At 36.6% G+C, this 14,596-nt stretch carries 11 protein-coding genes; 10 read left to right on the top strand and 1 reads right to left on the bottom strand.

The genetic code is table 11. The annotated features are described in order from the left end of the window. Positions 1-4: 4 nt before the first annotated feature. The 5 genes from T513_RS0102985 to T513_RS11400 all read left to right on the top strand — a co-directional run bounded on the left by T513_RS0102985 (position 5) and on the right by T513_RS11400 (position 5,616). Positions 5-496: a hypothetical protein gene (locus T513_RS0102985; protein WP_031588865.1), complete on the top strand. Its 492-nt coding sequence runs from the start codon at positions 5-7 to the stop codon at positions 494-496. Between the two features lie 75 nt (positions 497-571). Beyond that, the gene (locus T513_RS0102990) at positions 572-1,357 is read left to right on the top strand and encodes a CpsB/CapC family capsule biosynthesis tyrosine phosphatase (protein ID WP_051654368.1); all 786 of its coding nucleotides are present in this window, start codon (positions 572-574) and stop codon (positions 1,355-1,357) included. Positions 1,358-1,448: 91 nt separating this feature from the next. Continuing rightward, a complete protein-coding gene (locus tag T513_RS0102995) occupies positions 1,449-2,231 on the top strand; it encodes an AraC family transcriptional regulator (RefSeq protein WP_051654369.1) in 783 nt (260 codons plus the stop codon). 57 nt (positions 2,232-2,288) lie between these two features. Next, the gene (locus tag T513_RS0103000; RefSeq protein WP_031588869.1) at positions 2,289-3,563 is read left to right on the top strand and encodes an alpha/beta hydrolase; all 1,275 of its coding nucleotides are present in this window, start codon (positions 2,289-2,291) and stop codon (positions 3,561-3,563) included. 256 nt (positions 3,564-3,819) lie between these two features. Further along, on the top strand, positions 3,820-5,616 hold the full coding sequence (locus T513_RS11400) for an HAD hydrolase-like protein (RefSeq protein WP_035876498.1): 1,797 nt from the start codon (positions 3,820-3,822) through the stop codon (positions 5,614-5,616). An 11-nt stretch (positions 5,617-5,627) separates the two neighbouring features. Here the strand turns inward: T513_RS11400 and T513_RS0103010 are convergent, their stop codons facing one another. Then, positions 5,628-6,158, bottom strand: coding sequence for an NUDIX hydrolase (locus tag T513_RS0103010; protein ID WP_029070608.1), 531 nt, complete (start codon positions 6,156-6,158; stop codon positions 5,628-5,630). Between the two features lie 222 nt (positions 6,159-6,380). On the opposite strand from T513_RS0103010, the gene T513_RS0103015 reads away from it, so the two are divergent. From T513_RS0103015 to recD2, 5 genes are all read left to right on the top strand, one after another. Continuing rightward, on the top strand, positions 6,381-7,349 hold the full coding sequence (locus tag T513_RS0103015; protein ID WP_029070609.1) for an RluA family pseudouridine synthase: 969 nt from the start codon (positions 6,381-6,383) through the stop codon (positions 7,347-7,349). Positions 7,350-7,511: 162 nt separating this feature from the next. Continuing rightward, a complete protein-coding gene (locus T513_RS0103020) occupies positions 7,512-8,432 on the top strand; it encodes an ROK family protein (RefSeq protein WP_029070611.1) in 921 nt (306 codons plus the stop codon). A gap of 76 nt (positions 8,433-8,508) precedes the next feature. Beyond that, positions 8,509-11,124, top strand: a complete 2,616-nt coding sequence (locus T513_RS0103025) for a cation-translocating P-type ATPase (RefSeq protein ID WP_031588873.1) — start codon at positions 8,509-8,511, stop codon at positions 11,122-11,124. Positions 11,125-11,208: 84 nt separating this feature from the next. Further along, positions 11,209-12,342 carry a tRNA 2-thiouridine(34) synthase MnmA gene (gene mnmA, locus T513_RS0103030; RefSeq protein WP_029070613.1) on the top strand — a complete coding sequence of 378 codons (1,134 nt, stop codon included), beginning with the start codon at positions 11,209-11,211 and terminating at the stop codon, positions 12,340-12,342. After that, the gene (recD2, locus tag T513_RS0103035; protein WP_029070614.1) at positions 12,342-14,543 is read left to right on the top strand and encodes an SF1B family DNA helicase RecD2; all 2,202 of its coding nucleotides are present in this window, start codon (positions 12,342-12,344) and stop codon (positions 14,541-14,543) included. The genes mnmA and recD2 overlap by 1 nt, the downstream gene beginning before the upstream one ends. The last annotated feature ends 53 nt before the right edge of the window (positions 14,544-14,596 follow it).

Here is a 14,596-nt window from a genome sequence, read left to right on the forward strand (position 1 = left end):
TATTATGAAAAAATTCATGATGGCATTTGTGCTTGCGTTCGCAATGGTTTTCTCTACGTTCGCAGGTGTCAATGCGGCTGGATCAAAGACAGCAAGCTTAGCGCTTAAAAAAGCAAGCAAGAGCGGAGTTGCTTTATCTAGCAAGATTACTTCAAAGAAAGGGGTAGCTGCTAAGTATAACAAAAAATCTACTTCAGTAGCTAAGGCACTTAAGGGACAGAAAGTTGTTAAAGCTAAAGGCGTTAAATTAAGCAAGTTGAAAAAACTTTCTAAGATGGTTCGTATCTATAGAAAAAAGAATAAATCATCTAAGAACACTAAAGTAACTCTTAAAGTACCTAACCTTTCTAAGAAAGTAAAGAAAGTTTATGCATTACATTACAATGCAAAAGCTAAAAAATGGTACATCACTAAGTTAACTATTAACCGTAAGAACAAAACTGTTACTGGTAAATGGAACAGACTTGGTACTACTGCATTAGTTTATACAGCTTAATGTAATAAAAAAGAGATAATCCTCTATGGGATTATCTCTTTTTTTATGGTAAAATGACTACTAGAGGTGATTCAAATGGGGTATGTAGATATTCATGGCCATTATGCATGGGACATCGATGATGGAATCTCTACAAAAAACGAAGCAGAGCAAGCTCTTGCTTTAGCTCGGGAACAAGGAATCTCTGACATAGTTGCGACACCACATTTTACAAGTGGCTTCATGAGCAGCGATATCAAAGACATTGCGTTAGATCGCATCAATGAATTAAAAGAATTAGCAAGACAGTTTGATATCAACGTCTATAGTGGATGTGAACTGATGCTTAATGAAAACAGTACTGAAGTTGTAGAAAAAGACTTATTTCTTCCAATAGAAAATACGCATTATGTTTTATGTGAATACAATGTTATCAAGCCAACAGATAGCTTTATGGAACATTTTGATGATTATCTACGTGCAATCATTAAAAAGGGCTATATTCCCATCGTGGCACATATTGAACGATATTTCCATAGCGTATTAGACATTGATTATGTACAGTATCTCATCGATTTAGGATGTGTGATCCAGGTCAATACTACAAGCATACTTGATAAGCAGTCTCTCCATCATAAAAATGCGATGACATTACTTGATCGCAATATGGTACATGTGATCGGCACTGATACACATAGAGCGCAGGGAGGACGTATTCCTAATATGCAAGAATGTTATAAGTATCTTGTAAAATACGGATATCCTAAAGCATATTGCCAGTTGTTAATGGATGAAAATGCGCATCAGATTTTATTGGATAAGCCTATTACTCATCCAAAATATAAAAGACATTTAATCAAGAAAATGCTTCATCATAAATAGTGCTCATAAAAAGCACTATTTTTTCGTTTTGTGAAAATGAGGATAGAATAGGGAGTTTCTCATGTTAACCTTAATATAAAGGGGGGCTCATATGAGAATATCATCTTCGGATTATGCTATTGAACATTGTTTTTTCACTCATCTCGATGAAGTACGCCACTACCATGATTCCTTGAAGATCAACTACATCTTAAAAGGAAAACTAAAATATACGGTAGAGGGAGAAGAAACTATTGTAGAGAAGGGTGATCTTTGCCTCGTTAATAATAATGTTTTTCATGAAGCGATTTTACTTGAAGACACAGAAATGCTTTCTTTGATAATCAATCATCGCTTCTTGTCATGGATGCTTAATCATAAGTATTTTGGTTTTGCGATAAGAAAAAATCCGTATCGCACGCCAGAGCTTATACTTATTCTTTTGAAAGTCTATTCTTATCATAAAAAAGATAGGATGCTTGAAACGTATTTATTATTGTTGAAGATGATAAAGATTTTAAAAGAAGAAACAGGAATAGTATCTACTGATTCATTTTCTTCTAATGTTCTTCTTTTTGTTCAGCAATATATTGATAGACATTATCAGAATCATATTAATCTGGAAGCTCTATCTGAATTGACGCATTATAATGAAAGCTATCTTTCTACACAGTTCAAGAAGACGTTTGGTATTGGCATCAATGAGTACTTAAGAAATGTACGTATGGAACATGCCTTATTGGACCTTATGGAAAGTGATAAGAAGATATTGGAGATAGCTTTTCAGAATGGCTTTGAAAGCATTCAGTCTTTTAATAGAATCTTCAAGAAGCTTTATGATGAGACACCTAAGAACTATCGTGAAAGAAGTAGAGAAATGGTATGTCCTTCCTAGAAAACTGGGAAGACATGTCATTCTCTTTTTCTTTACAATAATTATAAGGAGGGCATTATGATGAAAAAGATAATGACTATTGTACTATCTGGCATAATGATGCTTTCATTTATGATTATGCCAATTCATGCCTCTTCATCATACCAGGCACAGCTTTATGCGAGCGTTACTGATGCAGGTGAAGTGGTCGATCGTATTGTTATTGATTTTCATTCCTTGAAGTCCCTGAAAGGTATCACTAAGAACAGTTTTACGATCAATGCGAAAAGCATTGTGGATTTTGGAGTAGATAAAGGAAATGTCTACTATGATACCAACAGAACCATCGAGAAAGTAAAAAAGATGGGCAAGAAAGTGATACTGTATTTAAATCAAGGAGAAGGCTCTACATTGACATGGCTCACTGAACAGCGTAATTATCCTGGTAAGCTGATTTATACGATTACGCTTAATCATGATTTGTATTCTATCAAGAAGGAGGATGTGAGATTTATTATTAAGAAGAAGATCATCAATGAAGAAACATCCAAGTTCAGAAGTGTCAAAGGACACTACGGATTGAATTATCAGTTCTATAATGCCAATAGCAGACGTCTTATAGTGTGGTTCCACGGCAATGGAGAAGGAGATATCAAGGGACAGACTCATAATAATGTCGCACAGATGCTCGCTAATCGTGGAACTGTTGGATGGGCTACAAAAGAAGCACAAAGAACATTTAAAGGCGCTAATGTGATGGCATTCCAGGTACCAGATACTTGGTATAATGCTGATAGTGAGAATCTGCTTGAAAGGGCCTATAAGGAAATTATATTTGTAGCAAAGAAATATCGTATCAATAAGATCATGGTATCAGGAGCTTCAGCTGGTGGCTATATGTCAACACGCATGATTATTCGCTATCCATGTCTCTTTGATACAGGTATCATCATTTGTCCAGCAATTGTCAATCAAGTCTCAAATGAGGATATTTTGACAATGAAGAAGGCCAAGACTTCCATATGGCTTGTTCAGGGAGAAACAGATGCATCTGTCGATCCTAAACAAAGTTCTAAGCGTATGTGGTCACTATTAAGTGAAGGACAAAGAGTACATCAGCGTACTGATCGCTTTGGCTATACAACATATGAAACTGCTAATGACAGATTGAAGCTGACGCTCTATAAGACATATGATGGAAAGATTAAAGTGTATGAAGACTATAACTATGATCATAGACGAGAAGCTGTCTACTACAATGATCATTGGACATGGATCTATGTCATGAGAAATCATCCACGTAGTGTTAAAGGAATAAGTATCTTTAATTGGGCATCACGTTATATGAAGTAAAGCGCAAGAATTTGCGCTTTTTTCTTTTTAGAAGATAAAACTTTCTATATTGATTTGAAATATGTTATCCTTAAAGAAAGAGTAACAGATAAGTATTGCAAAACCTAGGAAGAAGTAGGAAAATATAAAGGTAGTTTAGTTCATGATGATTTAGAAAATAGCAACACGCATTTACGATTATTTCTATAAGACTTGCTTTTTTTTCTATAACGTAATATATTAATATTTGTTATAATAGGCAAAAGGGGATGGATTTATGGCAGGACAGAATGTCAGTGATTTAAAGCTTGTAATAATTGAGCTAGATGGATGTATCTTTCCATTAAATCATTATCGTTATAACTTTTACAAAAACTTATGCAAGAAACAAAAGGTCGCAATGGATCGACAGACTTTCTATAATGCCTTGGGAAACATGTTTACCATGTATGATTCATTGCCTCTATCTAGTACGACGAACTCATCTTCGTTTAACCAGACTGTAGAAAAAGACCTATATGATTATCTTGAGGTGAAAGGCATTAAGCCTAATGATGGCGTAATGGAACTTTTGGAATATCTTAAACAGAAAGATATTAAGATTGCGGTTGTTTCAACGCATAAGACAAAAGATGCTATTCGTTATCTTGAAAAAGGAAAACTATATAATAGAATCGACTACGTTATTGGTACAGATACTAAGCTTCAGCCATTCCCATCAACGGACATTATCGATTTTCTCATTGAAAAATATGGCGTAAATAAGTCTCAGACATTGCTTATTACTTCTATTGGACAATTGTTGGATTCAGGACATGCAGCTGGCATTAATCTTATTTATGTAGAAGATCTTGTAAAGGCTGGAGATAAGGAACATACAATCTCTTACGAAGTATCTAAGAGCATGTATGAAACATTGAATGACATTATCTTTGGACGCTATGAAGACTTCTCAATGTATCAGTCCATTCTTGGAATGGATGATAATATGTCACCAGAAGAGCTTCATTCCGTAAGAGGACATCTTGCAGATGTCTACAGTGGAGATAATGACTTGATGGATATCGTCAACAAGACATATGAATGGCGACTTTCAGAATTGAATGTTGATCCGGTAGCTTTAGATGATGAAATCTCTAAGACACAGCAACTTAAGATCATCAAGCAAGAAGAGCTTGAAAAAGAAGCACAACGTCTTGAAGAAGAAAAACGTCAACAGGAAGAAGTTCCTGAGGAGTTACCAGCTGAAGAAGAGGAAGAACTTCCACTTGATGATACTGAAGAATCAACATCAGAACTTTCATTGGAAGATGAACTTGCAGGTCTAGAAGACATGCTTTCAGCTATTGAACGTGGTGCTCAGGAAAATGAAGAAGCTGCTGAAGAGTTAGTTGAAGATGAAGAAGATGATCTTGAAGCAGAACTCAAGGCTCTTGAAGATTCTCTTCCTTCACTTGATGAAGAGGAAGAAGAACCTGCAGAAGAAGATGAAGAATTTGTTGAAGAAGAAGCAACTAAGGAATTTAAGCCAGTTGATAAGCCTAAAGAATTTTTCTTCCCAGATGATGATGAAACATCATTGTCTTTAGATAAGCAGGCTACTGGTGAATTGGATTCTGTTATTGATAAGATCTTTAGTGAAGAAGAAAAAGAAACTGAAGAAGAAAAAGAAACTGATAAAGAAGAACCAAAGAAAAAGAAAGTTACACTTGAAAAAGTGGGATCTGCTTTAATGAATATTCTTTATACATTCTCTCTTTCACTTGTTATTCTTGTTGTTGGATTATTGATCTATACAAGTTTACAGGCATCATTTGAACATGGGGTACTTTCATTTGTGAAAGATATCTATCTTGTTTATAGCAATATTGCCAATGCTTTCATGTCAGCAATCTTAACAGTGCTACATGCCATTATTCCACCAATTCCAAGCTATGCGAATTGGATGAAAAACAATGGTGTTATCTCATCAGCTGCTGCTGGTGTCGCAAATGTGTATTTCTTCAATACTTTCATTATTGCGATTGTAGAAGTTGTTGTTTACTTTATTAACAAGAAAAAAGATAAAGAATAAGACCGCTAAGATTAGCGGTCTTTATTTATATAGGCATATTGAATTGCCATGATTGTCTTTGCATCCATTATTTCAGATGTAAGGACTTTTTTATATGCTTCATCTAATGGCATCTTAATAAGATTAATGAATTCATCTTCATCTTGAGGAAGAGAATCATCTACTTCCTTAAAATCTTTTGCTTCATAGATATAAAGCACTTCACTACAATATCCCGGAGTAGGGAGAGCCTTAAAAATCAGATTCATTGAAGAAGCACGTCTGTTTGTCTCTTCTTCAAATTCCCTGAAGCAGGCTTCATCAGGATTTTCTCCTTTTTCAAGCTTTCCGGCAGGAATCTCTAAAGTATCGATGCCATTCGGATAGCGGTATTGTTTAACAAGAAGGATACAGCCATCTTCAATGGCAAGAATGCCCACACCTCCACGGTGAAGCACCACTTCTCTTAAGGCAGTATTGCCATCAGGAAGTCTTACTTCATCATGAGTAACAGTGATGACTTTTCCTTCAAAGATTGTCTTAGAACGCAATTTTTCTTCCATAATATGTACCTCGCTTTATAAATTATAACATAAAGAAAAAAGAAAGTAATGCGGGGGATGCATTGCTTTCTTCTAAGATCACACAGAATGTGATGTCTAGAGGGCCATATTATGGTTTCTACCCATAGTTATGATAACAAAACATAGTTTTGATGTAAAGGCTTTCATAAATATTTTTTATTTTTGTCAATCGGATATGCTATAATGTTGGCGGTGGTAAAAATGAAGAAATTAATTATTGATCAAAATAACGAAAATCAGCGTATAGATAAGTATTTAAAGAAGCTTTTGTGTAAAGCGCCATCTTCTCTTGTCTATAAGATGCTAAGAAAAAAAGATGTCAAAGTAAATGGGAAACGTGTCAAGGAAAACCATATTCTTCATCTAGGAGATGAGGTTTCTCTTTTCTTATATGATGATAAGTTTAAAGAATATACTTCACCCCTTACAATTCACGATCTTCCAATCACATTTGATGTAGTCTATGAAGATGAACATATCCTCATTGTCAATAAGCCAGCAGGCTTACTAGTGCAGCCGGATATCAATGAAGATATGAACACACTTTCTAATCAGGTGCTGACATACCTTTATCAAAAGGGCGAATATGATCCTGAAGCTGATCTTGGCTTTACGCCAGGACCAGTTCATCGTCTTGACCGCAATACCAGTGGATTAGTCATGTTTGGTAAGGATATGCGTGCCTTGCAGGATCTTAATGAAATGATGAAAAAACGTCATTGCATTGAAAAGACATATCGCACAATTGTAAAAGGCTATGTAAAAGATCAGGAACTGATTGACTATGTTATCAAGGATGAAAAAGAAATGAAGATGCATATTGTCCCTTCGACAACACCTAACAGTCTAAAGATGCATACAAAGGTGCACGCTCTTATTTCTACAAAAGACTACTCCTTGATTGAAGTAGGACTAGTCACTGGTCGTACACATCAGATTCGTGTGCACTTGTCTAGTATCAATCATCCCTTGATGGGTGATAAGAAATACGGTGATTTCGAATGGAATAAACAAATCAAGAAAGAGTTCCATCTTAATTCACAGCTGCTTCATGCTTATTCATTATCTTTTGTAAATCCAATTGGCAGCATGAAGTATATGAAAGGAAAGACAATCACATGTCAGGTTCCTCAGAAATTTAAAGAGATTCAAGAAAAATATTTCAAATAAATTTATATTTTCTCTTAAATGACATAAGGTATTTTGTATCTATCTCGATTGTTTTATTGAAAGAGAACATTGAGTAGAGAATTCATAAAAATACTTTAAATAACCTCTTCTCAATAAATTATTTCACAGGTATAATAATAGAATAGAGGAGGAAATAAACTGATGAAATTTTATATCGGAGTCGATCTAGGTGGTACTAATGTACGTGCCTTATTAGTAGACGAAAATGGACAGACATACAGCGAAGTAAAAGAAAGCACAGAAAAAGAACATGGTGTAGATTATGTCTGCTCTAAAATTTCAAGAATGATCCGTACATTGGATTATGATGCTTGCAATGGTTTTGAAAATGTAGAAGGAATCGGTATTGGAGTTCCAGGCCCAGTAGATACTGTTAAAGGCGTTATGATTATGGCAAGCAATCTGCCAGGATTTGAAGGTTATCCAATCGTAGATAAACTTAAAGAAGAATTCAATAAACCAGTATTCTTAGATAATGATGCAAATGTAGCTGGTTTAGCAGAAGCTATTCTTGGTGCAGGTAAAGGATATCCTACTTGTTACTTTATTACTGTATCAACTGGTATCGGCGGTGCCTTCATCGTTGATGGTAAATTAGTTTCTGGTGGTCGTGGACATGCCGGAGAAATTGGAAACATTATTGTAAAACCAGGTGGATATAAACAGGGGGCATTAAATGCTGGTGCAGCTGAAGGTGAATGTTCAGGTACTGCAATTACTAGAAAAGGTGTTGCCGCCCTTGGGGAAGATAAAGTAAAACATGCAGGTAATGTCTTTGATTTAGCAGCAGCTGGAGATGCACAGGCTAAAGCAATCTGTGATGAAGCCGTTGATGAATTATCTACTTTATTGGCAAACATTGCACATACAGTAGATCCACACTGCTTCGTTCTTGGTGGCGGTGTCATGAAAGCTAGAGATTATTTCTGGGATACATTAAACGAACAGTTCAATGCTAAAATTCATGCAGGTATGAGAAATCATATTCCACTATTATTAAAGAAATTAGATGACTGTGGTGCTATTGGAGCAGCAATGTTGCCAATGTCTCAGTTAGACTAATAAGATGGGATTATTCCCATCTTTTTTGATATAATGAAATATATATTAAGGTATTTTCATACCTCAGGAGGTTAATATGAAAGACTGGTATCAGATGAATGAAGAAGAGCTACTAAAATATCTCGATGCTTCTCTTGATGGACTTAGCAGCAAACAAGTGCAGGAGCGTATAAATAAGTATGGAGAAAATAAGCTTGAAGAATCAAAGAAGGATTCTATCTTCATGATTTTTATAAAACAGTTTGCGGATCTTCTTGTCGTCATCTTGCTTATTGCGGCTATTATTTCCTTGTTCACTAAAGATGTAAAAAGTGCTGGTGTCATTATTGCGGTTCTTATATTGAATGCAACACTTGGTACATGGCAGAGCGTTGTTGCTAATAAATCTCTTGATGCCTTGAAGGCCATGTCTTCACCACATGTCAAGGTCAAGCGTGATGGCAACATTCATCAGCTTGCATCTAAGGAGATTGTACCAGGCGATGTTGTTTTGCTTGAAGCGGGGGATATGATCTGCGCGGATGCGCGACTTATTGACGAAGCTTCGCTTCAGGTCAATGAAAGTGCCTTGACTGGCGAGTCTTTACCGATTGATAAGAAGGTGGATGTTATTTCTAAGGCGTCTCTTGCAGATCGTATCAATATGGTTTATTCTGGTACGCTTGTAACGGCGGGAAGAGGAGAAGCTATCGTGGTGGCTACTGGAATGCAAAGTGAGCTTGGAAAGATTGCCACCTTGATGAATGATACAAAAGCTAAACGTACCCCTTTACAAAAGACAATTGATCGCTTCAGCAAGCGTCTTGCGATAGGGATTCTCTTGATATCAGCCATCGTCTTAGTTTTGCAGCTTTATCGTGGTACACCACTTATGGAGGCTCTTCTATTTGCGGTTGCTTTAGCGGTTGCCGCTATACCGGAAGCATTAGGTTCCATCATCACAATTGTGCAGGCAATGGGCATGCGCAAGATGGCAGAAGAACAGGCTATTGTAAAAGAACTCTCAGCTGTTGAGACATTAGGAAGCGTTTCAGTCATCTGTTCAGATAAGACGGGAACATTGACACAAAACAAGATGACAGTGGCGGATGTCTATCTTGATCATGAACGCATTGATCCTAATAATCTTTCATTAGAAAAGAAAATTCATCGACGTTTTCTTTATGCCTGTGTTCTTGCCAATGATGCAAGCATTGTCGAAGGAGAAGGAATAGGGGATCCAACGGAGTATGCACTGATTGATATGTATCATCATGTCAAAGGCATTCGTCATCCACAAAGTGGGCATCTGTTAAGTGAAGGAATGGTACGTGACTTACTGCCACGTATTGATGAAGTTCCTTTTGATTCAGAAAGAAAGCTGATGTCTACTAGACATAATATGAAAGGAAAGATGACAATCTTTACTAAAGGGGCAGTTGATGTTCTTTTAAATAGATGTAAATCCATCATGACAAGTGAAGGCGTAAGAGCTATTACAAAAGAAGATATTGAGGCAATCATGAAGATGAATCATTCCTTCTCAAATGATGGACTTCGCGTTCTTGCTTTTGCCTATAAAGAATCAAAAGAAAAACTCACGCTCTCAAGTGAAAATGGCTATACCTTCATAGGTCTCGTCTCATTGATCGACCCGCCACGCCATTCAGCCTTAGAAGCGGTGGCGCAAGCGAAAGCGGCAGGCATCCGCACGGTGATGATTACCGGTGATCATAAAGATACAGCGGTAGCGATTGGCAAAAAGATCGGTCTATTTAGCGAAGGCGATAAAGCTGTCACAGGTGAAGAGCTAGATGAAATGAGCGATGAAACACTGGCTAGGGAAATAGCCACTATTTCCGTCTATGCCAGAGTCTCTCCACAGCACAAGATTCGCATTGTCGAAGCTTGGCAGAAAAGTGGACAGATTGTCTCAATGACAGGGGACGGCGTGAATGATGCACCTGCACTTAAGAAAGCAGATATCGGTGTGGCCATGGGCATCACTGGTACAGAAGTATCAAAAGATGCAGCGTCAATGATTTTGGCAGATGATCATTTTGCGACAATCATCAAGGCGGTACGCAATGGTCGTGTTATCTATGACAATATCAAAAATGCCATTTTGTTCCTGTTGTCAGGAAACCTGTCCGCCATCCTTTGTGTGCTTATGACCTCGCTTTTATCTTTGCCATTGCCATTTTATGCGGTACAGCTGCTCTTCATTAATCTTGTGACAGATTCTCTTCCTGCCTTGGCTATTGGGGTGGAACCTGGACATGAAGTGATGAACAGAAAGCCGAGAGATCCGCATGCTTCACTGATGGATAAGGTGTTTATTAAAACGATGATCATACAAGCACTACTGCTTTTTGTATTTGTGATGTCATCTTATTATGTTGGCTTATCTTCATCGTTCGCACATGCTTCATCCATGGCTTTCTTGACATTGACATTAGCTAGACTTTTTCATGGTTTAAATTCAAGAGGAAAAGAAAGTCTTTATCGTTTAGGATTAAAGAACAAGTATTGTTTTTATGCGATTGGGGTAGGCATTGTGCTTGTGTTGGGCGTTTCTTTAACTGATTATGGAAGAATGCTTTTTAAAGTAGAAAGACTATCCTATATGCAATGGGGAGCAGTCATATTGTTTGCATTGTTGCCGACAATATTGATACAATTATATAGGCTTATCAGGGAATACCAGTCTTAATAGGCTGGTATTTTTTCTCTTGATAAAAGCTCTTTTTTTATATTTACAAATGTGTTAGAATGAGGGACGCAAGGAGGATAAGATATGAGTCAAAGAGTTGTATTAGGTTTAAGTGGGGGAGTGGACAGTGCAGTTGCTGCTTACTTGCTTAAAAAACAAGGATACGAAGTTATTTGTGTCTTTATGAGAAACTGGGATAGTTCTCTTAATAATGATATCTTAGGAAATCCAAATAATGATGCATCTGTATGTCCGCAAGAACAGGACTACAATGATGCCTGCAAGGTAGCAGAACATCTTGGTTTAGAAATCAGAAGAGTTGATTTTATTAAGGAATACTGGGATTCAGTTTTCACTTATTTCTTAGAAGAATATGCTAAAGGAAGAACACCTAATCCAGATATTCTATGTAATAAACATATTAAATTTAAGGCATTCTTAGATTATGCCAAAAAGATTGATGCTGATTATATTGCGACAGGGCATTATGCACGTGTTGAACATCATGAAGGTGAAGACAGCGTAATGCTACGTGGTGTAGATAATAATAAAGATCAGACATACTTCTTATGTCAGTTGGCACAGTTCCAGCTAAAAGAAGCTTTATTCCCAATTGGAGAATTGACAAAGCCTGAAGTAAGAAAGATTGCCGAAGAGCTTGATTTACCAGTTGCTCATAAAAAGGATTCTACTGGAATCTGTTTTATTGGGGAAAGAGATTTCAAGGAGTTCTTAAAGAATTATATTCCTGCTAAGCCAGGAAAGATTGTCAATTATGAAAATAAGGAAGTCATTGGTGAACATCAGGGTATCATGTATTATACAATTGGACAAAGAAAGGGTCTTAACATTGGTGGAAAAGGTGGACCTTGGTTTGTCATTGGTAAAGAATATGATGATAATATTCTTTATGTTGCTCAGGGAGATTCCAATGATTGGCTATTGTCAGATGAAGCATTGATTACTGATGTAAACTGGATTTCTTCAAAGAAAGTAGAAGGAGACTTTGACTGTACTGCTAAATTCAGATACAGACAGAAAGATAATGATGTCTCTATTCGCTTTATTGATGACACTACAATCTATGTGACATTCAAGAAACCAGTTAAGGCTGTGACACCTGGACAGGCCGCTGTCTTCTATGATGGTGATGTATGTCTTGGTGGAGGAACTATTGAGAAAGTCTATAAAGACAACAAGGAGATTGAATATTTATAATGATTGCTTATTCTGGAACTATTACCCGTATTATATTTTATAGCGAAGAGACAAAGTTCATCGTGGCACGTTTTGATGCTGATGAAGAAGATAAGCCATTTGCAATTACTGGCAATATGTCCTATGTCAATACTGATGATCGCTACCGTATTACCGGAGATTTTGTCATTCATCCACGCTATGGAAAACAGTTCCAGATTCAATCGTATGAAATCTTGCTAGCGGATGATCATGATGAGATCATCCGCTATTTGTCTTCTCCGTTGTTTAAGGGGATTGGCAAAAAGCAGGCTGAACTTATTGTAGATACTTTAGGTGAAGATTGTTTGAATCAGATCAAGAAGGATCCTACTTGTCTTCATATTGTAAGAGGAATGAGTGAGAAGAAGGTTAAGACCATTGTGGATGTATTAACTAATCAGGACTATGATCAGGAAGTTCTCTCTTTCTTTATGGGACATGGTATTTCTACGAGACATCTTTCATTGATACAGGGATTCTATAAGGAAAAGACATTGGATGTCTTAAAATCAAATCCCTATCAGCTGATTGATGATATAGATGGTATCGGTTTTAAGAGTGCTGATACATTAGCGATGAAGATGAAGTTTGATCCTAAATCACCATATCGTATTAAGGCAGCTATTGCGGATGCATTAATGCAAGCATGCTTTAGAACGGGATCTACGTATTCTGATATTTCTACATTACATCGTATTTTTCATCGTTTTCTTCCAGAAGTGGATAATGAGACATTTGAAGATAGTCTTTATGCATTGATTGAGGATAAAAAGATCATTCAGAAGATTGAGAAATATTATCCAAAAGATCTTTATGATTCAGAGAAAAGCATTGCTAATCTTTTTAAGAAGTTTTCCCGTCTTCCTAAAGGTCAAGTAGAAGAATCGCTTATTGATGAACGTATTGAAGAAGTAGAAGATGAGCTAGGCATCAATTATGATGAAACACAAAGAAATGCGATTCATACTTTTATTAATGAACCAGCAATGATCTTAACAGGGGGACCGGGTACAGGGAAGACCACTGTTGTACAGGGAATATTGAAGGTCTTTAAGCAGATGCATCCTGAACTTCATATTGATTTAGTAGCACCTACAGGAAGAGCCGCAAAACGCTTGTCAGAACTTACAGGAATTGAAGCATCAACGATTCACAGATTATTGAAATGGGATCTTCATGCCAATACGTTCATGATGAATAAAAATAATCCTTTGGACACGGATCTGCTTGTTATTGATGAGTTTTCCATGGTGGATAGTCTATTGTTTGCAAGAGTGCTAGAAGCAGGAACCCATATAAAGAAAATTCTTCTTATTGGTGATGATCAGCAGTTGCCAAGTGTTGCTCCAGGTAATGTGTTAAGAGATCTTCTTGCTTCTAAGAAGGTAGAAGTTGTCGCATTGAATACGATTCATCGTCAAGAAGAAGGAAGCGGCATTGTAAGATTGGCGCATGCTATTAGAAATGATGAATATGATGTTTCTTTATTTGATCAATATGAAGATATTTCATTTAAGACATGTCTGAATTATGAAGTTGTTAAAGAAACATTAGCGCTTGTTTCTTCATTGTTGGATGATGGCTATGAAATGAATGACATACAAGTGCTTTCTCCAATGTATAATGGAGTGGCTGGTATTGATGCCTTAAATGAGGCATTGCAGAATCTATTGAATCCTTCTTCTTACATGAAAGAGGAGCTTAAGGTAGGCAGAAGATTATTTAGAGAAGGGGATAAGATTCTTCAATTGAAGAATCGTCCTGATGAGAATGTCTTTAATGGTGACATTGGAACATTGGTAGAGATTATCTTCAAGGATGGAGAAGAGTATCTAAGTGATACGCTTGTCGTAGATTTTGATGGTATCATGATTGAATATACCGCCAATGATTTTATTCAGATTACGCATGCTTACTGTATGTCTGTACATAAATCACAGGGGAATGAATTCCCGGTTGTGATCATGAGCATTCTTCCTGATTATTCGATTATGATGAGAAAGAATTTGATCTATACGGGACTTACACGCGCTAAAAGAGAATTGTATCTATTGGGAAATCCTCAGGTCTTTAAGAAGGCATTAAGCTTAGATGTGGATAATCATCGTCATACGACATTGGTAGAAGAGATGGCTTCATCATCTATCAAGATTTCTGATTTTGAGGATACACCATTCTAAAAATGAAGACGTTTTTTCGTCTTCATTTTTTATATTGAGAAATGTACTTCTTT

Source organism: Kandleria vitulina DSM 20405 (assembly GCF_000702065.1).
GTDB lineage: Bacteria > Bacillota_I > Bacilli_A > Erysipelotrichales > Coprobacillaceae > Kandleria > Kandleria vitulina.